The sequence below is a fragment of the Terriglobia bacterium genome (genome assembly GCA_020072785.1).
In the GTDB taxonomy this organism is placed as follows: Bacteria; Acidobacteriota; Terriglobia; order Acidiferrales; family UBA7541; genus Acidiferrum.
Genome location: JAIQGG010000004.1, coordinates 1 through 20671, shown reverse-complemented (window position 1 = coordinate 20671; position 20671 = coordinate 1). Strand labels below are relative to the sequence as shown.

The window sequence follows — 20671 nt, the reverse complement described above, 5'->3', positions numbered from 1 at the left end:
GGTCTGCCTTGAAACAGTCACCGGTCGCGATTTCATCCTGCGCCCAATTCACGCTAGAATTGAAAAGTGATGCTCGACCAGATCAAAGGCTTTGACACCACCGGTGCGCGCCACCCCCGCCGCAAGACCTACGGCGTGAAAGTCGGCCACGTCCAGGTGGGCGGCGGCGCGCCCATCGTCGTGCAGTCCATGACCAACACGGACACCGTCAACGTCGCAGCCACCTTCCAGCAGACCGTCGAGCTCGCTGAAGCCGGCTCCGAGATCGTGCGCTGGACCGTCAACGTCCCGGAAGCCGCCGCCGCGGTTCCGCTGCTGAAGAAGCGTCTCCTCGACGCCGGCTGCATCGCGCCCATCATCGGCGACTTCCACTACAACGGCCATGTCCTGCTCGCCAAATATCCGGACTGCGCCAAGTCTCTCGACAAGTACCGCATCAATCCCGGCAACGTCGGCGCCGGACAGCGCCGCGACGAACAGTTCTCCACCATCTGCAAGATCGCCCGCGACAACAACAAGCCCGTGCGTATCGGCGTCAACGGCGGCTCCCTCAACCAGGAGCTGGTCATGCGCAAGATGCAGGAGAACACCGACAAGAACCTCGGCAAGGAATCCGAGGAGATCATCAACGATTGCATGGTCCTCTCCGCTCTGGAATCCACCGAGCTGGCTCTGGAATCCGGCCTGCGCCACGACCAGATCATCATCTCCTGCAAGACCTCGCGCCCCCGCGACCTCATCACCGTCTATCGCGATCTCTCCGCAAAGACCGAGCAGCCACTGCACCTCGGCCTCACCGAAGCCGGCATGGGCACCAAGGGCCTGGTCTGGTCCGCCGCCTCGCTCGGCGTGCTGCTCCACGAAGGCATCGGCGATACCATCCGCATCTCGCTCACCCCGCGCCCCGGCGGCGACCGCCGCGAAGAGGTTTATGCCGCGTGCGAACTGCTGCAGGCGCTTGGCCTGCGCTCTTTCGCGCCCAGCGTCACCGCCTGCCCCGGCTGCGGCCGCACCACCAGCAGCACCTTTCAGGAGCTGGCCGAGCGTATCCAGGACTACATCCGCGACATGATGCCCACCTGGAAGGCGCAGTACGACGGCGTCGAAACCATGACTTTGGCCGTCATGGGCTGCATCGTCAACGGCCCCGGCGAATCCAAGGCCGCCAACATCGGCATCAGCCTCCCGGGCACCGGCGAGGCCCCGCGATGCCCCGTGTACATCGACGGCGAGAAGAACGTCACCCTCGAAGGCACCTACGACGAGCTGGCCGCCGCCTTCCAAGCCCTCGTCGACAAGTACGTCGCCGCCAAGTACCCCCGCAAATCCGCCGCCATTCCCGCGAAGTAGCCGCGCGGCCCCGCCCCGCCCCTGTGCTAGAATTCCCTCTCGCTTTCTCGCGCGGTTCGCGCCGGAGCCTTGCATGAAGATCAGCCGGGAAGATGTGCTGCGGGTGGCCGACCTGGCCTACCTGGAGTTGCGCGAAGCGGAGATCGAAACTTACCGCTCGCAGCTCGATTCCATTCTCGAATACATCGGCAAGCTCAACGAGCTGGACACCACCGGCGTCGCGCCTATGGCCCAGGTGCTCTCCAGCGACCAGGCCGCCGACGCCACCCTGCGCGAGGACACCGTCCTGCCCTGCGACGTGGCCGGGGACGTCCTCCAGCATGCCCCGGACCCCGAGCCGCCCTATTTCCGCGTCCCCAAGGTCATCGAGAGATAGGAGTTCGAAAGACACGATGGCGACGAACTGGACAATCGACGGCGTACGAGAGGCCCTCGCGGCGAAGAATATCTCCGCCCGCGAGCTGACCGCCGAATTCTACAAGCGCATCGAAGCGCGCAACTGGGAGCTCAACGCCTTCCTGGCGCTTTCCCCGGAACGCGCCTACGACCAGGCCGATCGCGTGGACACCCTCATCGCCGCCGGCAAGCCCTTGCCCCCGCTGGCCGGCGTCCCCATCGCCATCAAGGACACCATCAGCACCCGCGGCGTGGCCACCACCTGTGGCTCGAAGATGCTGAAAAACTATTTCCCGCCCTATGACGCCACCGCCGTCGAAAGGCTCGAAGCCGCCGGCGCCGTTCTCCTCGGCAAGACCAATTGCGACGAATTCGCCATGGGCAGCTCCAATGAAAACTCCGCCTACGGCCCGGTAGGCAATCCCGCGGCCCCCGGCTGCGTCCCCGGCGGTTCCAGCGGCGGCTCCGCGGCCGCCGTGGCGGCGGGCCTGGCCGTCGCCGCTCTGGGCACGGACACCGGCGGCTCCATCCGCCAACCCGGCTCCTTCTGCGGCATTCCAGCCATGATGGGCAGCTACGGCCGCGTCTCGCGCTACGGCCTGATCGCCTTCGCCTCCTCGCTGGACCGCATCGGCCCTCTCGCTACCTCGGTGCGCGACATCGCCGCGATCCTGGGCGTCATCGCCGGGCGCGATCCCCGCGACGCCACCTCCACCACCGACCCGGTTCCCGACTACATCACCGAAGCCGCCAAGCCTGTCAAAGGCCTGCGCCTGGGCATTCCCAAAGAATATTTCGGCGCGGGCATGGACCCCGGCGTCCGCCGGAAGATCGAGGCGGGCATCGCCCTTTTCAAATCGCTGGGCTGCGAACTCGTCGAAGTAACCATGCCACACACCGACTACGCCATCGCCACCTACTACATCATCGCCACCGCCGAAGCCAGTTCCAACCTGGCGCGCTACGACGGCGTGCGCTTTGGCCTGCGCGTTAACGGCGATTCTCTCGTCGGCATGTACCGCAAGACACGCGGCACGGGCTTCGGCGCGGAGGTCAAGCGCCGCATCGTCCTCGGTACCTATGTTCTCTCCGCCGGCTACTACGACGCCTACTATCTCAAGGGCCAGAAGGTGCGCACCCTGATCGCCCAGGATTTCCAGAACGCCTTCACCAAGGTGGACGCCATCCTCACCCCCACGTCGCCGGTGCCGCCCTTTAAGCTGGGGGAGCGCACGGCCGATCCCCTGCAAATGTATCTTGCTGATATATATACGGTTACTGGATCGCTCGCGGGCCTCCCAGGCATCTCCGTGCCCTGCGGCAAACTTCCCGGCGGCCTGCCCGTCGGCCTGCAGATCTTCGCCCCGGCCTTCGCCGAAACACGCGCCCTGCAGTTGGCCCAGGCTTTCGAACTGGCGGGCGGCGCAAACCTTTGACCGCCGTTTCGGAGCCATCCGCTATGCCTTCTCTCGATCCTCTCCTGGAAACTCTCAACGTTTCGCGGACTGAACTCCTGCATACCGCAGACTCCGTGGCTCCGGGACAGTGGCTGGCCAGGCCCGCGGCGAAGGCGTGGTCAACCGCCGAAGTGATCGCGCATCTGACCATGGTGGAACGAACAGTGACGGACGCCGCGGGCCGTGTCCTCCTGCACCCGCCAAAGCCGCTCCCTTTCTTCCGGCGCCTGCACTGGCCGCTGTGGATCGTCGCCCGGCGTATCTTGCGCCGCAAATCACCGATTCCCCTGGATCCGGCGCTTCTGGGTGCAAAAGAAAATATGCTGGCGGAATTGCGCGCGGCCCGCGTGCGCACACTCGCGTTTCTTACGGGAACACGCGACCGGGATCTCCGTGCGTACAGCTGGCCGCACCCGTTTCTCGGCAATCTGAATTTCTACGATTGGTTTCGCCTTCTGGCCAATCACGAAGTGCGCCACACCAAACAAATCCTGGAAATCGTAGACACCTTACGGAAATAGGAAATTTTTCCCGGCTGGAATTGCCCGCCGGGTTCTCCTCCGGGTCGAAGCGTTTTTATTTTTTTCCGATAACCTATTCATGGCGTGAGAGTTGGAGCAAAAGTACTAGATAGTTGGTTTTTGGTCATAAGAACGGAACTACTATTGCTCTAACAACTGGTGATCGCCTATCTTGCTAGAAGCCTGAAAGAGGTTCGGCAAGCGCGATGTGACGGGGGAGACAGAGAGGTCGGCCGTGGTCACTATCAAGTCGAGTCAAAAAATCTTCACGGATACGGAAGTGGCAAGTCTTACGGGCATCTGCATGGACCACCTCCACAATTTCGCGCGCAGCCGTCACCTGGGTTTCATTGCCCGGGCCGCCGAAGCTGCCGGTAAGCAGGCCGACCAGTGGCTGTTCACTCTCAGCGACCTGATGGTCCTGGTCACCCTTTTTCCCAAGTGCACCCATTAGTTTTCGGCGTTCCGATCGATTCTGAACGGGCTCCGGCTTCTCCGCCGGAGCCCGTCGCCTTTTGCATCCGCCCCAGCGCCCGCTGAACAACCCCCGGTTGCCCCCGCCCCCCTCCGGCGCTATCCTCGATAGGTGTGACCGCGAAGCGGTCAACCCGGAAGAGGCAAACCCGCTCTGGCCAGAGGCATCTGATGAGCAGGAGGCATTTTCCCATCGCGAGCTGGTTTCCCTTCCGCGCCCAAGCCGGGTTCGCCTTCTGCGGCCTGCTGCTCTGCCCGGCAGCACCGGCCGGCGCTGCCGGGCACGCCGCCCAGCAATCTCCTGCGGCCCAGGAGTCCCCCTCGCCAACGCAGTCCGAGGCCCGCAGCCTGCCCGCTTCGCTCCCCCGCGGCAAACGACTCATTCTCAAGGACGGCAACTTCCACATCGTCCGCTCCTACCAGCGCAACGGCGACCGCGTCCGTTACTACAGCATCGAGCGCTCTGCCTGGGAGGAACTGCCCGCCGCGCTCGTGGACTGGGAGGCCACGGCGAAGGCCGAAACGGAGCAAACCCGCGCGGCCGACGCCCTGGCCAAAAAGGTTCACACGGAAGAAGAGGCCAGCAAGACAGAACTGGCCCTGGACGTGGACGCCAGCCTGCAGGTCGCCCCGGGCCTCTTCCTCCCCTCGGGCGAAGGAATGTTCGCCGTGGAAGGCCGCGTGGTAACCCCGCTCGAACAGGTCGGCACGGAGTTGCACCGGGACAAGAAACAGTTCCTGAAGCAGGTACTCGTGCCCATCCCCATCGTTCCCGACAAGCGCAATCTGGAAATTCCGGGGAGCAAGGCCCGTTTGCGCTTCACTTCGGCCACCCTCGAGTTCTATCTCCGGGAAGCGCCACCCGACCCGGAACGCGCCTCCCCGGTGCGCAAGAGCAGCCGCCCGGGCGAGTCCGGGCCCGAAGTGGAGCTCATCCGCGCCACGGTCAAAGGCAGCAAGCGCCAGGTGGAATCCATCCGCAGCTTTTTTGGCCATGAGGTGGGTACCAGCCGCGACACCATTTCCCTCCAGCGCTGGGACGTCGCCTCGACGGTCTTCCGTTTCACGCTGAGCCAGCCCCTGCCCCCGGGCGAATACGTCCTCGCGGAGTTCCTTCCCGAGGGAATGAATTTATACGTCTGGGATTTTGGGGTGGACGCCGCGCCCGGCCAGCCGCCCGACTCCGGGAAATCCGCAACGCCCCGGAATCCGCGGGATTGATCTTTCCACCCCGTGGCAGCAGCCCGGCGGTGGGGCTATTTCGCGAGAGACTCATTACTGGCGGAGAAGACCTCGACAAGTATCGCCAGCGCCTCCGAAACGCGGAAGGGTTTCTGCAGCCTCCAGCGCGGCCCGCCCTCGGCATCGGCGCCGGCAGCGGTCATCAGGTCCCCGGTCATGAAGATGATCGCGGGTTTGCGCGCTTGCGCGCTCAGAATGCGCTCGGCCGTCTCCTTGCCGCTCACCCCGCCCACCGTCAGATTGAGATCGCACAGAATCGCGTCATATTCGATGCGCTGCACGCACGCCAGCGCCCCCGCGCAATCCGCCGCGGAATCCACATGCAGTCCCTGCGCCGTCAGCCCTTCTTCGAGCAGTTGGCGGATGCTTTCCTCGTCATCCACCACAAGGACCGAGCGGCCCTTGAGGACGTCGGCCATCTGCCGCAGCTCGCCGACAGTGTGCGCCGCCGTGTCCATCACCGTGGAAGCCGCCTGCGGCTGCCCTGCCGCGGGCAGCCACACGGTGAACGCCGACCCGCCTCCCGGCAGCGTTTCGGCTTCGATGCTCCCGTGATGCTCGCGCACAATCGCCATGCAGATGCTCAATCCCAGCCCCGTGCCGCCTCCCGGCCGCTTCGTCGTGTAGAACGGGTCAAAGAGCTTCGGCAGCGCTTCCTGATGGATCCCCACACCATCGTCCTGGATGGTCACCGCGACGCGGTCTCCCGCACGATGCAAGCGCACCAAAATCTTCCCGGAATCGCGCACTTCGCGAATCGCGTGTTCCGCGTTGGTGATCAGGTTGAGAAATACCTGGACAAGCTGGTTGGCGTCTCCCATCACCGAGGGCAGCGCCGGGTCGGGGTGGAATTCCACGGCGATCTTGCTCTGCCGCAGGGAGTGCTCGTGGAGCTGCAGGGTGCGCTCGACGAGCGGGCTGACGCTCAGTAGCTTTTTCTGCGGCGCGGCCGGCCGCGAAAAATCCAGCAGGTTCTGCACGATTCGCGCCGCACGCCGCGCCTGGCGGTGCGTCAACTCCAGCTGCCTCTGAGCCGCGGCGTCCAGGTCGGCGCGCTCCCGGAGCAGCTCGGTGATCCCCAGAACGGCGGTGAGCGGATTATTGAGTTCGTGCGCCACGCCGGCAAGCATCTGCCCCATGGCCGCCAGCTTTTCCGACTGGATGAGCTGCTCTTCCAGGCGCTTGAGCTGCGTGACGTCCCGCGCCGAAATCACCACTCCCTCGATTTTTCCGGACTCGCTGGTCAGCGGGCTGAAATGCAGCCGCATCCGCCGCCAGTCGCCCTGCCTGTGCTGAATGCGAGTCTCCAGCGACGCGAACGTCTTTTTCCCCGCCACCACCTCGTCGAACAGCGTGTGCAGCGCGGTGCGATCTTCCGGGTGGGTGCGGTCCCCGAAGGTCATATTCTCGGTTTCGTCCAGGTCGTAGCCCAGAATTTCCTTCACCTGCCCGCTGACAAACGTGTAGTGCCCGGCCGTATCCAGCACCAGGATCAGGTCCGGAAAGCTCTCCACGAGCTGGCGCGCGAACTCTTGCTCCTTGTACAGCCGCCGCTCCATCTTCCGCTGCTCGGTCATGTCCATCAGCGCGCCCTGATAGCGCAGCACCGCTCCGGAGGCATCGCGCACCGTCGTGGCCGTATTCAGGCAGACCACCGGCACGCCTTCCTTCCGCCGCAGCCGGACCTCCCGCACCTGCATCCCCGCCCTGCCTTCTGCCTCCCGCAAAAAACGTGTTACGTCCTGCGAATCCTCGAAGAACTCGGAAACCCGCCGGCCCAGCAACTCTTCTTTGGAGTCGTAGCCCAGCATGCGCACCAGGGCCGGATTGACGTCCACGATGCGCTCGTCCGGGGTGACGATGTAGATGCCTTCCTGCAGGGTTTCGAACAGCTCCGTAAAGCGCGCCTCGCTCTCGCGCAGCACGGTGATGTCCCGCGCCAGCAGCGTGATCCCGTGCACCTTGTCGCCGCGGACCATGGCGTGCGCCACGCAATCGAAATAGCGCGGCGTATTGCTGCCCCGCACCTGCGTCTTCACCACACCCGCCCAGTGGCGCTGCTCCAGGAAGTGCTGCAGAGAGTGCTCGTCCGCCTTCTGTCCGCCAGCCTCCGCTGCCTCCAGAAAATCCAGGATCGGACGGCCAATGATCTGGGGAAAGGGCGCTCCCACCAGTTCCGCGAAACTCCGGTTGGCCGCGCGCACGTTTCCCTTCGGCGTGAGCGCCAGGAGTATTTCGCCGAACGAATCAATGAGTTCGCGGTATCCCTGCTGCGAGCGGGTAATCAGTCCGTACAGGTGGTCGAGCTGCTTCTCGCTGGGCGGCGCGGCGTCCCGCTGCAGTCCGCGCAACAGCTCGCGCAATCGGTGGATCTCCCGCGACTTCCTCCACGTATGCAAGCCGAACAGGGCTACCAGCACCACCAGACCGATGGGCAGCACTTTGTATTGGTTTGCCAGGATGCGCGTCGAATCCCAGGAAATCCATGCGAAGAAAATCGTCAGGATGAAAAGCAGGAGAAAGGCCTGCTGCCACAGTTCGTTCTGCCGCCGCTCGAACTGCTCCAGCCGAGCGGAATCGCTTGCAGGGGTGCTGCCCGGGCCGTGGGCTTCCGGAAGAAAAGCGGAGGCGCGCTGGTCAGTATCGGGCATGACGTCGGAAAAAGACTGTCCCCCGGGCCAAGAGATACATGCGGGCCGATGGCTCAGTGTAGAAACGATCCCCGCCCGCGGCAATCCCTCCGGCGAAGGAACGTTCCTGAATGATACCCTTCCCGCCCCGCTGGCGCTTCCCCGGGCGCCACAAGACAGCCCCAAAAAGAAAAAGGCGCCCGGGCCCTGAACCCCGGGACCCGGACGCCTTCGAGAACCTCTCCTGGCGGGCTCGCGGAGCCCCGCTGGTTCCCCGGTTTAACCTTCTGCCGTGGCTTCGGCGTCGTCTTTGCGCAGGAAGTCCAGCGCCGCAGCCTCTTCGGCCGTCAGCTCGGCGGCTTCCGGAATCTCTTCCGAAGGCGCCGGTGCCGGAATTTCCGTCAGCAGGCGAGCGCTGCGGTAGTGCTCCAAACCCGTCCCGGCCGGGATCAGGCGGCCCATGATGACGTTTTCCTTCAGGCCGCGCAGATAGTCCACCTTTCCCGCGACCGCCGCTTCCGTGAGCACGCGGGTGGTCTCCTGGAAGCTGGCCGCGGAGATGAACGAGTCCGTGGACAGCGACGCCTTGGTGATGCCCAGGAGCAGCGGACGGCCGGTTGCCGGGCGCCCGCCGTCGGCGATCACCCGGTCGTTCTCTTCGCGGAAGCGGAACTTGTCCACCTGCTCCTCGAGGAGGAACGTCGTGTCGCCCACGTCTTCGACCTTCACCCAGCGCATCATCTGCCGGGCGATCGTCTCGATGTGCTTGTCGTTGATGTTCACGCCCTGCAGCCGGTAAACTTCCTGAATCGCGTTCACCAGGTAGGCCTGGGTGAACTTCTCGCCCAGCACCGCCAGCAGGTCATGCAGGTTGAGCGGGCCGTCGATCAACGCCTCGCCGGCTTTCACGTGCTCGCCTTCCTGCACGTTGATGTGCACGCCGCGCGGGATTGGGTATTCCTTGGTCGTCTTCCCGTCCTCGCTCTCCACGTGGACCTTGCGCATGCCCTTGCTGATCTCCCCGTAGCGCACCACGCCGTCCACTTCGCTGATGACCGCGGGATCCTTGGGCTTGCGCGTCTCGAACAGTTCCACGACGCGCGGCAGACCGCCCGTGATGTCCTTGGTCTTGGTGGTCTCGCGCGGGATCTTCGCGAGCACGTCGCCGGCCTGCACCTCGTCCCCGTCCTGCACCATCAAGTGCGCGCGCGACGGCATGAGGTACTTCTTGCGGGTCTTGCCCGCGGAATCGCGGATCAGAATGGCCGGCTGATGCTTTTCATCGCCCGGCGGCAGAGTGACCACCAGCTGCGACAGCCCGGTGACTTCGTCCACCTGCTCTTCGATCGTCAGACCCGGACGCAGGTCGTCGAACTTCACGCTGCCCGCCGTTTCCGTAAGGATCGAGAAGGTGAACGGATCCCATTCGGCCAGGATCTGCCCGTGCGTGACGTGTTCGCCGTCGGCCACCCGCAGCCGCGCGCCGTACACCACGTGATAGCGTTCCTTTTCGCGCCCCTTTTCGTCCAGGATGGCGATCAGGCCCGAGCGGTTCATGGCGATCAATCCTCCGCCACGCCCCACCACGTGCTTCAGGTCTATGAACTTGACCACGCCGTTGTTGCGCGCTTCCAGCGTCGAGCGCTCGCTCACGCGCGTCGCCGTTCCGCCGATGTGGAACGTCCGCATCGTCAGCTGCGTTCCCGGTTCTCCGATGGACTGCGCGGCGATCACGCCCACGGCCTCGCCCAGCTCCACCATGCGCCCGCTGGCCAGATTGCGTCCGTAGCACAGCGCGCAAACGCCGCGCCGCGATTCGCACGTCAGCACCGAGCGGATGCGCACCCGCTCGATCCCCGCCGCCTGCACGGAGCTCGCCAGTTCCTCGTTGATCTCCTGGTTGACATCGACAATCACGTTGCCTTCGAAGTCGCGGATCTTCTCCAGCGACACGCGGCCCACGATGCGGTCGCGCAGCGGCTCCACTTCCACCCCGGCTTCGATGATCGGCTCGACGTAGATGCCTTCCCCGGTGCCGCAGTCCAGCTCGTTGATGATCACGTCCTGGGCCACGTCCACCAGGCGCCGCGTCAGGTAGCCGGAATCGGCCGTCTTCAGCGCCGTATCCGCCAGACCCTTGCGCGCGCCGTGCGTGGAGATGAAGTACTGCAGCACGGTCAGCCCTTCGCGGAAGTTCGAGGTGATCGGCGTCTCGATGACTTCGCCCGAGGGTTTGGCCATTAGTCCGCGCATGCCGGAAAGCTGGCGAATCTGCTGTTTCGATCCGCGCGCCCCGGAGTCCGCCATGACGTAGACGGGGTTGATGGCGCCTTCCTTGTCCTGCGCTTCGAGCGCCTTGAACATCTCGTCCGCGACTTTTTCGGTAACGTCGCCCCAGATGGCGATGACCTTGTTGTAGCGCTCGCCGTTGGTAATCGCGCCGTCCAGGTACTGCTGCTGCACCTTGACGACTTCCTTTTCCGCAGCCTCCACCAGCTTGGGCTTTACGCTCGGGATGACCATGTCGTCGATCCCGATGGACATGCCGGAACGCGTGGCGTAGTAGAAGCCCAGCTCCTTCAGCCGGTCCAGCAGCAGTACCGTGCTCTCCAGGCCGAAGCGCAGGTAGGCGTAATAGACCAGTTGCTGCACGCCCTTTTTCTTCAGCAGCCCGTTGATGAACGGCATGTTGGGCGGCAGACTGGAATTGAAGATCACCCGCCCGACCGTCGTCTGAATGAACTGCCGCTGCAGCTTCACCGGCTCGGTATGCGTCACGTCCTGATTGTCGTACGCCGTGGTCAGATCCATGGCTTCGCCGGTGTAGCGCAGCCGGATCGAGCTCAGCAGCTCGACTTCGCCCGCTTCCAGCGCCAGGATCACTTCTTCGGGCGAGCCGAACACCCGCCCTTCGCCCTTGGCTCCGGGCTTGGCCTTGGTCAGATAGTAGAGGCCCAGCACCATGTCCTGCGAGGGCACGGCCAGCGGCAGTCCGTGCGCCGGCGACAGGATATTGCGCGAGCTCAGCATCAGCACCGACGCTTCCACCTGCGATTCCGGCGACAGCGGAATGTGCACCGCCATCTGGTCGCCGTCGAAGTCGGCGTTGAACGCCGTGCACACCAGCGGGTGAATGCGGATGGCCTTGCCTTCCACCAGCACCGGCTCGAACGCCTGAATGCCCAGGCGGTGCAGCGTCGGTGCGCGGTTCAGCAGCACCGGATGCTCGTGGATGACGTCCTCGAGAATGTCCCACACCACGGGTTCCTTCTGTTCGACCATCTCCTTGGCCTGCTTGATGGTCGTGCAGTGGCCTCCGGCTTCCAGCTTGTGATAGATGAACGGCTTGAACAGCTCCAGCGCCATCGTCTTCGGCAGTCCGCACTGGTTGAGCTTCAGCTCCGGGCCCACCACAATCACCGAGCGGCCGGAATAGTCCACGCGCTTGCCCAGCAGGTTCTGCCGGAAGCGCCCCTGCTTGCCCTTCAGCGTGTCGGAAAGCGACTTCAGCGGGCGGTTGTTAGTGCCGCGCAGCACGCGGCCGCGGCGGCCGTTGTCGAACAGCGCGTCCACCGCTTCCTGCAGCATGCGCTTTTCGTTGCGCACGATCACGTCCGGCGCGCGCAGCTCCATCAGCTTCTTCAGCCGGTTGTTGCGGTTGATCACCCGGCGGTACAGATCGTTCAGGTCGGAGGTTGCGAAACGCCCGCCGTCCAGAGGCACCAGCGGGCGCAGCTCCGGCGGAAGCACCGGGATCACGTCCAGAATCATCCACTCCGGTTTGTTGCCGCTCTTGCGGAACGCTTCCAGGACCTTCAGGCGCTTGGCGAACTTGATCCGCTTCTGCAGCGACGGATCCGCCTTCATCTTCTCGCGCAGCTCATCCGCCAGCTTGTCCACTTCCACGCGCCGCAGCAGCTCCTTGATGGCCTCCGCGCCCATGATCGCGCGGAACTGCCCCGGAAATTCCTTCTGCAGCTCGCGGTACTTGTCCTCCAGCAGCACTTCCCGCTCGCGCAGCACGGCCACGTCGCCGGCGTCCACCACCACGAAGGCTTCGAAGTACAGGATGCGCTCCAGATCGCGCATGGAAATGTCCAGCAGGTAGCCGATGCGGCTCGGCAGGCCCTTGAAGAACCACACGTGCGAGCACGGCGACGCCAGCTCGATGTGCCCCAGCCGTTCGCGGCGCACCTTGCTCAGCGTCACTTCCACGCCGCACTTGTCGCAGATTACTCCGCGGTGCTTCATGCGCTTGTACTTGCCGCACAGGCACTCCCAGTCGGTGACCGGGCCGAAAATCTTGGCGCAGAACAATCCGTCACGCTCCGGCTTGAACGTGCGGTAGTTGATCGTCTCCGGCTTGGTGACTTCGCCGTGCGACCAGGAACGGATCTTTTCCGGACTCGCCAAACTGATGCGGATCGAATCGAAATCCGCGATCAAGCTGGCGCGATCATATGGGCTGCTGCGATACAAGGTTGTTTCCTCCCTCCCGGTCCGACCTCGTCGGCCCGGGTTGCGGTCGCTCTCTTGCGAAACGCGACCGGCTGAGAACCCGATTACAAAACTCTTGCCGGGAGGACGTTCTGGCCGAAACCGGAACGTCCCCCGGCGATCTTAGTCGGCCGCCTTCTCCACCGCAGGCTTCTGCCGCTTCATCAACTCCACGTCCAGGCACAGCGACTGCAGTTCGCGCACCAGCACGTTGAACGACTCCGGCACGCCCGGCTCGATGCCCGGCTCGCCCTTGACGATGGCCTCGTAGATCTTCGCGCGGCCATAGACGTCGTCGGACTTCGCCGTGAGCAGCTCCTGCAGAATGTGCGCCGCTCCGTAAGCTTCCAGCGCCCACACTTCCATTTCTCCGAAACGCTGCCCGCCGAACTGCGCCTTGCCGCCCAGCGGCTGCTGGGTGATCAGCGAATACGGCCCGATGGAACGCGCGTGGATCTTGTCGTCCACCAGATGCGACAGCTTGAGCATGTAGATGTAGCCCACGGTAATCGGCTGGTCGAACTGTTCTCCGGTCATGCCGTCGAAAAGGTTGAGCTTGCCGGCATGCGGCAGGCCCGCCACTTCCAGCAGGTGGCGGATCTCCATTTCGCGCGCGCCGTCGAACACCGGCGTGGCGAACGGAATGCCCTCCCGGAAGCCTTCGGCCATTTCCAGCAGCTCCTCGTCGTCCAGCTTGGAGAGCGATTTCCAGATGGCCGTTTCCGAGAACACTTCGCGGAACCACCGCCGCAGCGCCTCGGCACGCACTTCCTTGCTCAGCAGGCGCGCCAGGCTGTGGCCCAGCTCCTTGCCCGCCCAGCCCAGGTGCGTCTCCAGAATCTGCCCGACGTTCATGCGCGAAGGCACGCCCAGCGGGTTCAGCACGATCTCCACCGGCGTGCCGTCCGGCAGGCACGGCATGTCTTCTTCCGGCACGATGCGCGCGATGACGCCCTTATTGCCGTGGCGCCCGGCCATTTTGTCGCCGATGGAGAGCTTGCGCTTCATCGCGATATAGACCTTCACCATCTTGATCACGCCCGGCGGCAGTTCGTCGCCCTTCTTCAGCTTTTCCTTGCGCTCCTCGGTGATCTTGCGCAGCACGTCGATCTGCCGCGACGTCATCTCCTCGATCTCCTCGATCTTTTCGATCAGGAGCGGGTCGCGCTCGTTCAGCTTCAGGCGCTTCAGATTGCGCGTCGAAATCTTTTCGATGATCTCGCGCGTCAGATCCGTGCCCTTGGTGAGCAGGCGCTTGTTGGTCTTCTCGTCGTGCAGGTCGGCGACCAGCGTCTTGCCGGCCAGCAGGTCCGAAAGCCGCTTCAAGCGCTCGTCGGTCAGGATGCGGATTTCATCGGCCAGGTTCTTCTCCAGCTTGAAGACCTGCGCCGCTTCGATGGCCTTGTGGCGTTCGTCCTTCTCCGCGCCCTTGCGGCAGAAGACCTTTACGTCCACGATCGTGCCCTCGATGCCCGGCGGGGTATACAGCGAGGCGTCGCGCACGTCCCCGGCTTTTTCGCCGAAGATCGCCCGCAGCAGCTTCTCTTCCGGCGTCAGCGTGGTTTCGCCCTTGGGCGTCACCTTGCCTACCAGGATGTCGCCTGGCTTGATCACCGCGCCGATGCGGATCACGCCGCTCTCGTCCAGGTTGCGCAGGAACGTCTCGCTGATGTTGGGGATGTCCCGCGTGACTTCCTCGGGCCCCAGCTTGGTGTCCCGCGCCTCGATTTCGTACTCTTCGATGTGGATCGAGGTGTAGTAATCGTCCTTGACCAGCTTTTCGCTGACCAGGATGGCGTCTTCGAAGTTGTATCCGCGCCACGGCAGGAAGGCCACCAGGACGTTGCGTCCCAGCGCCAGCTCGCCGCGATCCGTACACGGCCCGTCGGCCAGCACCTGCCCCTTCTTCACGCGGTCGCCCACGCGCACCAGCGGCTTCTGGTTGATGCAGGTGTTCTGGTTGGAGCGCTTGAACTTCGTCAGCGTGTAGATGTCCGCTCCCACTTCGCGGCTCAGCACCCCGGAGTGGTCGGATTCCACGCGCACGATGATGCGCTCGCTGTCCACTTGGTCCACGATGCCTTCGCGGCGGCACAGCACCACTGCGCCCGAGTCCCGCGCCGTGACCCTTTCCATGCCCGTGCCCACCAGCGGCGCTTCCCCGCGGATCAGCGGTACGGCTTGGCGCTGCATGTTCGAACCCATCAGCGCGCGGTTGGCGTCGTCGTTCTCCAGGAACGGGATCAGGCTCGCGGCCACCGAAACCAGCTGCTTCGGCGACACGTCCACATAGTCCACTTCTTCGCGGCTCTTCAGCACGAAGTTGCCCGCCTGCCGGCAGTTCACCAGTTCCGTGGTGATCTTGCCGCGCTCGTCCAGCGCCACGTTGGCCTGCGCCACTACGTACTTGTCCTCTTCCCACGCCGACAGGTAGAAGCAGTACGGTTCGTGCGTCACCTTGCGCCGCTTCAGCTCTTCGTTGAGCTCTTCGACGCGGTCCTTCTCCACCGTCTCGCCGACCTTGTACTCGCTGTCGCCGGCGTTCACGATTTGCACGTAGTCGATCACCCGCCCGCTCTTCACCTTGCGGTACGGCGACTCGATGAAGCCGTAATCGTTGATCCGCGCAAAGCAGGAAAGCGAGCTGATCAGTCCGATGTTCGGGCCTTCCGGCGTCTCAATCGGGCAGATGCGCCCGTAGTGCGTCGGGTGCACGTCGCGCACTTCGAACCCCGCGCGCTCGCGGGACAATCCGCCCGGACCCAGGGCCGAAAGACGCCGCTTGTGCGTGATCTCGCTGAGGGGGTTGGTCTGGTCCATGAACTGGCTGAGCTGCGAGCTGCCGAAGAATTCCCGGATCGCCGCCATCACCGGCTTGGCGTTCACCAGGTCGTGCGGCATGGCCGTGGACATCTCCTGGTACACGCTCATCTTTTCCTTGATGGCGCGTTCCATGCGCACCAGTCCGATGCGGAACTGGTTTTCCAGCAGTTCGCCCACCGCGCGCACGCGGCGGTTACCCAGATGGTCGATGTCGTCCACCACCCCGATGCTCTTGCGCAGCTTGAACAGATACTTGATGGCCGCCACGAAATCCACCGTGTCCAGCGTGCGGTTGTCCAGCGGCGTGTCCATCCCCAGCTTGATGTTGAACTTCAGCCGCCCCACGCGGCTGAAATCGTACTTGCGCGGGTCGAAGAACATCCCGCGGAACAGATTCGTGGCCGTCTCCAGCGTCGGCGGATCGCCTGGACGCAGCTTGCGGTAGATTTCGATCAGCGCTTCCTTGGGCGAACGGATGGAGTCCTTGTCCAGCGTGCGCGAAAGGACGATCCCGATCTCGTCACGCTCCGGGAAGAACACGTCCACTTCGGCGATGCCCGCTTCGGCAAACGCCTGGTACAGATCCCCGGTCAGCGGCTTGTTGGCTTCCAGCAGCACTTCGCCGGTCTGCCGGTTGACCACGTCGGCGACGCTGTAGGCGCCCTCCAGGTCTCCCAGCGTGACCCGCACCTGGCTGACCTTGGCCTTCACCAGCTCCTTGAACAGCGCCTCGCTGATGCGCTTGTGCGCCCCCACCAGCACTTCCTCGCTCTTCGGATGCTTGATTTCATGCGCCAGCTTGCGGTCCACCAGGCCCTGCGACACGTTCCAGAACAGCTCCTTGTCGCGCAGCGAGATGCGCTCCACCTGGTAAAACGTCCGCAGGATCTCTTCGTTGCTCTTCAACCCCAGCGCGCGCAGGAAGATCGACCCCAGGAACTTGCGCTTGCGGTCGATGCGCACGTACAGGATGTTCTTGGTGTCGTATTCGAATTCCACCCACGACCCGCGGTAGGGAATGATCTTCCCCAGGAAGTAGGTGCGGTTGTTCGAGCTTTCATAAAAGACGCCCGGCGAGCGGTGCAGCTGGCTGACGATGACCCGCTCCGTGCCGTTGATGACGAACGTCCCGTTCTCCGTCATCAGCGGAATGTCGCCGTAGAATACTTCCTGTTCCTTGATGTCCCGGATGGTCTTGGCCCCGGTATCCGGGTCCTTGTCGTAAATGGTCAGCCGGATGGTGACCTTCAGCGGCGCGGAGTAGGTCATCCCGCGCTCCTCGCACTCGGTCACGTCGTACTTCAGTTGCATGGCTACGGGGTCGCCGCACTTGTTGCAGAACGTCGGCGTGTTCTTGTTGAACGTGCCGCACTTTGCGCAGATCACGTCCCCGGTCTGGTAGGGATTGGTTACCACCGAGGCCCCGCAGCTGCGGCAGGTGGCCCGCAGGTGGTGCAGCCCCTTCAGGTTGCTGCACTTGCACTCCCAGTTGCCGATGGAATAGTCCACGAAGTCCAGCTGCGACATCTCGCGGAAATCCCGGATCGGAAACACCGACGTGAACACCGACTGCAGCCCGCCGTCTTCGCGCTCGCTCGGCAGCAAATCCATCTGCAGGAAGCGCTGATACGACTTCATCTGGACTTCAATCAGGTTGGGAATCTGAATCGAGCTCTGGATTTTCGCGAAATCCAGCCGCTGCCGTTCCCGGACATGTTGATTTCTGTTCGCCATGCGTGATCTACCTCGTCCCTTTCGGACTCAACCCTTTCGAGCAGCGTGCGGACACTGAAGACACCCGGCCGTGGTGCGGCGCCTCCCGTCCGAAGTCAGCGCGCACACGGCCGCCGGTGGTCCCGGCAGGACGTATGAAGTTGAAGTAACACTCAGTCTCGAATTGCGTACGACGATTCCTCTGGCGCGGCCCTGCCGCCCGGGCGCCGCGCCTCGCTATGAAACCCGCCTGGCAGCGGCCCAAGCCGCCGCCACCCTTACTTGATTTCGACTTTGGCGCCGGCGTCTTCGAACTTCTTCTTGATTGTGGCCGCCTCGTCCTTGTTCACGCCCTCTTTGACGGTCTTCGGCGCGCCATCCACGAGGTCCTTGGCTTCCTTCAGCCCCAGGCTCGTCACTTCGCGCACCGCCTTGATGACGTTGATCTTGTTCGCGCCCACGTCGGTCAGCACCACGGCGAACTCCGTTTTCTCTTCCGCCGGTGCCGCTCCCGCTGCCCCGCCGCCCGCCACTACCACCGACGTCGCCGCTGCCGCGGAAACCCCGAAGGCTTCTTCCATTTTCTTTACGAGATCCGAGGCTTCCAGAAGCGTCAGCCCCTTGATCTCGTCCAGTATCGTCTCCACTTTCGCCATGACTGTTTCTTCTCCTCTCAAGAACAAAATGAATTGTTATTGGACCTTCCCGGGAGGCTCGCGCCACCCGGCCCTTGCGGGTTAGGACCCAAACTTGTTGGCCTTCACGGCCTCGCTCACCGTTACCGCCAGGTTGCGCGGCAGAGCGTTGAGCGCCGCGGCGATGCGCTGCGCCGGCGCGTTCAGCAGGAACATGATCTTACTGATCAGTTCCTCCTTCGACGGCAGGCTCGCCAGTTGCTGAATCTCCGCGATCGACAACACGCGCCCTTCCACCACTCCGGCCTTGAACTTGAACGCCGGCACATCCTTGGCCACCTTGGTCAGCGCCTTCGCCAGCGCCACCGGATCCGTATCCGTGTAGGCGATGGAATGCGTGCCCTTGAGGTCCTTGAGCAGCGGCTCCGCGGAAGTGCCCACCCCGGCGCGCTCCGCCAGCGTATTCTTCACCACCTTGTAGCGCCCGCCCGCCGCCTGCACCGCGCGGCGCAGCCGCGTGTCGTCTTCCACCGTGATGCCCTGAAACGTCGTCAGGATCACCGTCGACACCTTGGCCAGCTCGGTCTTCAGCTTGTCCAGGTCCTGTTGCTTTTCGCTGCGCTTTTTCATGGTTTCCCGCTCCGCTATGCCGCTGCGGCGATCGCTGTTTCCGCGTCGACCAGGTCAATCAGGATCCCCGGCCCCATCGTGGAGGTCAGCGTGATTTTCTGGATGTACTTGCCTTTGGCCGCCGCAGGCTTGGCCTTGGTGATGGCCGCCAGCACCGCGTGCGCGTTTTCCGCCAGCTTCGCGGCGTCGAACTGGATCTTGCCGATCGCGCAGTGCACGATCCCGGCCTTGTCCACCCGGAACTCCACCTTGCCGGCCTTGATCTCCTTGATCGCCTTGCCCACTTCGAAGGTGACCGTGCCGGTCTTGGGGTTGGGCATCAGCCCGCGCGGCCCCAGCACCTTGCCCAGCTTGCCCGCGGACTTCATCATGTCCGGCGTGGCGATCACCGCTTCGTAATCCGTCCACCCTTCCACGATCTTCTGCACCATGTCATCGCCGCCCACGAAATCTGCGCCCGCTTCCCGCGCCTCGCGCACCTTGTCGCCGCCGGCGATGACCAGCACGCGCACCGACTTGCCCAGTCCGTGCGGCAGCCCCACCGTCCCGCGCACCACCTGGTCGGAATGCTTGGGGTCCACGCCCAGGTTCACGGCCAGCTCCACCGTTTCGTTGAACTTGGTGTGATGCGTCTTCTTCAGCAGCTCCGCCGCTTCGGCGAGCTTGTACGGCCGCGCTTCCACCTGCTTGCGCGCGCCTTCCATTTTCTTTCCGGCTTTCTTCCGCATGGCGTGCAACTCCCTGATCGCGACTTCGTTATTCCGTGACTTCCAGTCCCATGTTCCGCGCCGTGCCCATCACCGTGCGGACAGCCGATTCCAGGTTCGTGGTGTTCAGGTCCACGAGCTTGGTCTTGGCGATCTCTTCCACCTGCTTCTTGGTGACTTTGCCGACCTTGTTGCGGTTGGGCTCCGCCGAGCCCTTCACCACCCCCGCCGCGCGCTTCAGCAGTTCGCTGGCCGGCGGTGTCTTGGTGATGAACGAAAATGTCCGGTCGGTGTAGATCGTCACCAGCACCGGGATGATCATGCCTTCCGGCTCTTTCGCCGTCTTGGCATTAAACTGCTTGCAGAAATCCATGATGTTCACGCCGTGCGGGCCGAGTGCCGTGCCCACCGGCGGCGCCGGCGTGGCCTTCGCGGCCGCCAGCTGCAGCTTCACCGTTGTCTGTACTTTCTTCGCCATGTCCTGCCTCGATCTCCCTCTGGACCGCGCCGGCTACGCCAGCTTTTCCACGCTCGCGAAATCCAGTTCCACCGGCGTCGAACGCCCGAAAATCGTCACCGAAACCTTGAGCCGGCTGTGGTCGGAATCCACTTCCTCCACCGTACCGTTGAAATTCGCGAACGGGCCGTCCACGATGCGCACTTGCTCGTTGCGCTCGAAAATCACCTTGGGCTTGGGGCGGTCCGCCGGAACGTGCACGCGATTGATGATCGCATCCACTTCCTCGTGGCTCAGCGGCGAGGGATTCGTCGCCGATCCCACAAACCCCGTCACCCGCGGCGTCGACCGCACCACGTGCCAGGTGTTCTCGTCCAGGTCCATCTCCACCAGCACGTAGCCCGGATAGGACATCCGCTCCGAAACCACTTTCTTCCCGCCGCGCACTTCCACGACGTCTTCCATCGGGATCAGCACGCGCCCGATCTTGTCCTGCAGCCCGAACGCCGCCACCCGCCCTTCCAGACTTTCCTTCACCTTCTTCTCAAACCCAGAATAGGTGTGAATGATGTACCACTGCATCGCCATGAACGTGCGTTCCCCTCTACACTCCAAACAGTTTGAATACGTACTGCACCACGCTCTGCACGCCCATATCCACGAGCCACAGGAATACGCCGAAGAAGAACACCGTCACGATCACCACACCCGTCGTCGAAACCACGTCCTCGCGCGTCGGCCAGGTCACCTGCTTCATCTCCACGCGCACTTCGTGCAGAAATTCCCGCGTGTTCTGCACCGTGCCCGTCACCTTCTGCCCGAGCTCGCCGCCGATTCCGCCCTGCGCTTCTTCATTCTTCACTTTGACCGCCTGCGTGGCCATTCTGCCTGCCTCTTCGTTTCCTTGCCCGGCGCCGCCGTCACCCGGTCCGGCAGGCGCTCTTCCATCTGGCAGGGGAGGAGGGATTCGAACCCCCACTCTCGGTTTTGGAGACCGATGGTCTACCGTTAAACCTACTCCCCTAAACTCGGGACTGTCCCAAACCCCTGCGCCAGCCTTACTTCACTTCTTTGTGCGCGGTCTGCTTGCGGCACGTATTGCAAAACTTCTTGGTCTCCAGCCGCTCGGAGTGCTTCTT

At 63.7% G+C, this 20671-nt stretch carries 16 protein-coding genes and 1 tRNA gene; 6 read left to right on the top strand and 11 right to left on the bottom strand.

Features of this window, described 5'->3' with window-relative positions; all coding sequences use genetic code 11:
• The first annotated feature begins 69 nt into the window (after positions 1-69).
• The 6 genes from ispG to LAN61_11545 all read left to right on the top strand — a co-directional run bounded on the left by ispG (position 70) and on the right by LAN61_11545 (position 5419).
• The gene (gene ispG, locus LAN61_11570; GenBank protein ID MBZ5541143.1) at positions 70-1350 is read left to right on the top strand and encodes a flavodoxin-dependent (E)-4-hydroxy-3-methylbut-2-enyl-diphosphate synthase; all 1281 of its coding nucleotides are present in this window, start codon (positions 70-72) and stop codon (positions 1348-1350) included.
• Between the two features lie 73 nt (positions 1351-1423).
• On the top strand, positions 1424-1726 hold the full coding sequence (gatC, locus tag LAN61_11565; GenBank protein ID MBZ5541142.1) for an Asp-tRNA(Asn)/Glu-tRNA(Gln) amidotransferase subunit GatC: 303 nt from the start codon (positions 1424-1426) through the stop codon (positions 1724-1726).
• A 16-nt stretch (positions 1727-1742) separates the two neighbouring features.
• A complete protein-coding gene (gatA, locus tag LAN61_11560; protein MBZ5541141.1) occupies positions 1743-3182 on the top strand; it encodes an Asp-tRNA(Asn)/Glu-tRNA(Gln) amidotransferase subunit GatA in 1440 nt (479 codons plus the stop codon).
• 23 nt (positions 3183-3205) lie between these two features.
• A complete protein-coding gene (locus LAN61_11555; protein MBZ5541140.1) occupies positions 3206-3724 on the top strand; it encodes a DinB family protein in 519 nt (172 codons plus the stop codon).
• Between the two features lie 280 nt (positions 3725-4004).
• A complete protein-coding gene (locus tag LAN61_11550; protein MBZ5541139.1) occupies positions 4005-4178 on the top strand; it encodes a hypothetical protein in 174 nt (57 codons plus the stop codon).
• Between the two features lie 191 nt (positions 4179-4369).
• Positions 4370-5419 (top strand): hypothetical protein, encoded by a 1050-nt coding sequence (locus LAN61_11545; GenBank protein ID MBZ5541138.1) that lies wholly within the window; start codon positions 4370-4372, stop codon positions 5417-5419.
• Positions 5420-5454: 35 nt separating this feature from the next.
• Here LAN61_11545 and LAN61_11540 read toward each other — a convergent pair whose 3' ends face one another.
• The 11 genes from LAN61_11540 to rpmG form a co-directional block, all read right to left on the bottom strand.
• Entirely contained in the window at positions 5455-8091 is a 2637-nt protein-coding gene (locus LAN61_11540; protein MBZ5541137.1) for a PAS domain S-box protein, read from the bottom strand.
• 258 nt (positions 8092-8349) lie between these two features.
• Positions 8350-12549: a DNA-directed RNA polymerase subunit beta' gene (gene rpoC, locus LAN61_11535; protein MBZ5541136.1), complete on the bottom strand. Its 4200-nt coding sequence runs from the start codon at positions 12547-12549 to the stop codon at positions 8350-8352.
• Between the two features lie 141 nt (positions 12550-12690).
• Positions 12691-17124, bottom strand: a complete 4434-nt coding sequence (rpoB, locus tag LAN61_11530) for a DNA-directed RNA polymerase subunit beta (protein MBZ5541135.1) — start codon at positions 17122-17124, stop codon at positions 12691-12693.
• Positions 17125-17381: 257 nt separating this feature from the next.
• The gene (gene rplL, locus LAN61_11525; GenBank protein MBZ5541134.1) at positions 17382-17759 is read right to left on the bottom strand and encodes a 50S ribosomal protein L7/L12; all 378 of its coding nucleotides are present in this window, start codon (positions 17757-17759) and stop codon (positions 17382-17384) included.
• A gap of 81 nt (positions 17760-17840) precedes the next feature.
• Positions 17841-18368: a 50S ribosomal protein L10 gene (gene rplJ / locus LAN61_11520; GenBank protein MBZ5541133.1), complete on the bottom strand. Its 528-nt coding sequence runs from the start codon at positions 18366-18368 to the stop codon at positions 17841-17843.
• Positions 18369-18382: 14 nt separating this feature from the next.
• Positions 18383-19096 carry a 50S ribosomal protein L1 gene (rplA, locus tag LAN61_11515; GenBank protein ID MBZ5541132.1) on the bottom strand — a complete coding sequence of 238 codons (714 nt, stop codon included), beginning with the start codon at positions 19094-19096 and terminating at the stop codon, positions 18383-18385.
• 28 nt (positions 19097-19124) lie between these two features.
• The gene (gene rplK / locus LAN61_11510; GenBank protein ID MBZ5541131.1) at positions 19125-19553 is read right to left on the bottom strand and encodes a 50S ribosomal protein L11; all 429 of its coding nucleotides are present in this window, start codon (positions 19551-19553) and stop codon (positions 19125-19127) included.
• Between the two features lie 33 nt (positions 19554-19586).
• Positions 19587-20120: a transcription termination/antitermination protein NusG gene (gene nusG / locus LAN61_11505; GenBank protein MBZ5541130.1), complete on the bottom strand. Its 534-nt coding sequence runs from the start codon at positions 20118-20120 to the stop codon at positions 19587-19589.
• Positions 20121-20136: 16 nt separating this feature from the next.
• Positions 20137-20415, bottom strand: coding sequence for a preprotein translocase subunit SecE (gene secE, locus LAN61_11500; protein MBZ5541129.1), 279 nt, complete (start codon positions 20413-20415; stop codon positions 20137-20139).
• A gap of 66 nt (positions 20416-20481) precedes the next feature.
• Positions 20482-20556 (bottom strand) — tRNA-Trp (locus LAN61_11495).
• Positions 20557-20590: 34 nt separating this feature from the next.
• A partial coding sequence (gene rpmG / locus LAN61_11490; protein ID MBZ5541128.1) for a 50S ribosomal protein L33 occupies positions 20591-20671 on the bottom strand: 81 nt, incomplete at its 5' end.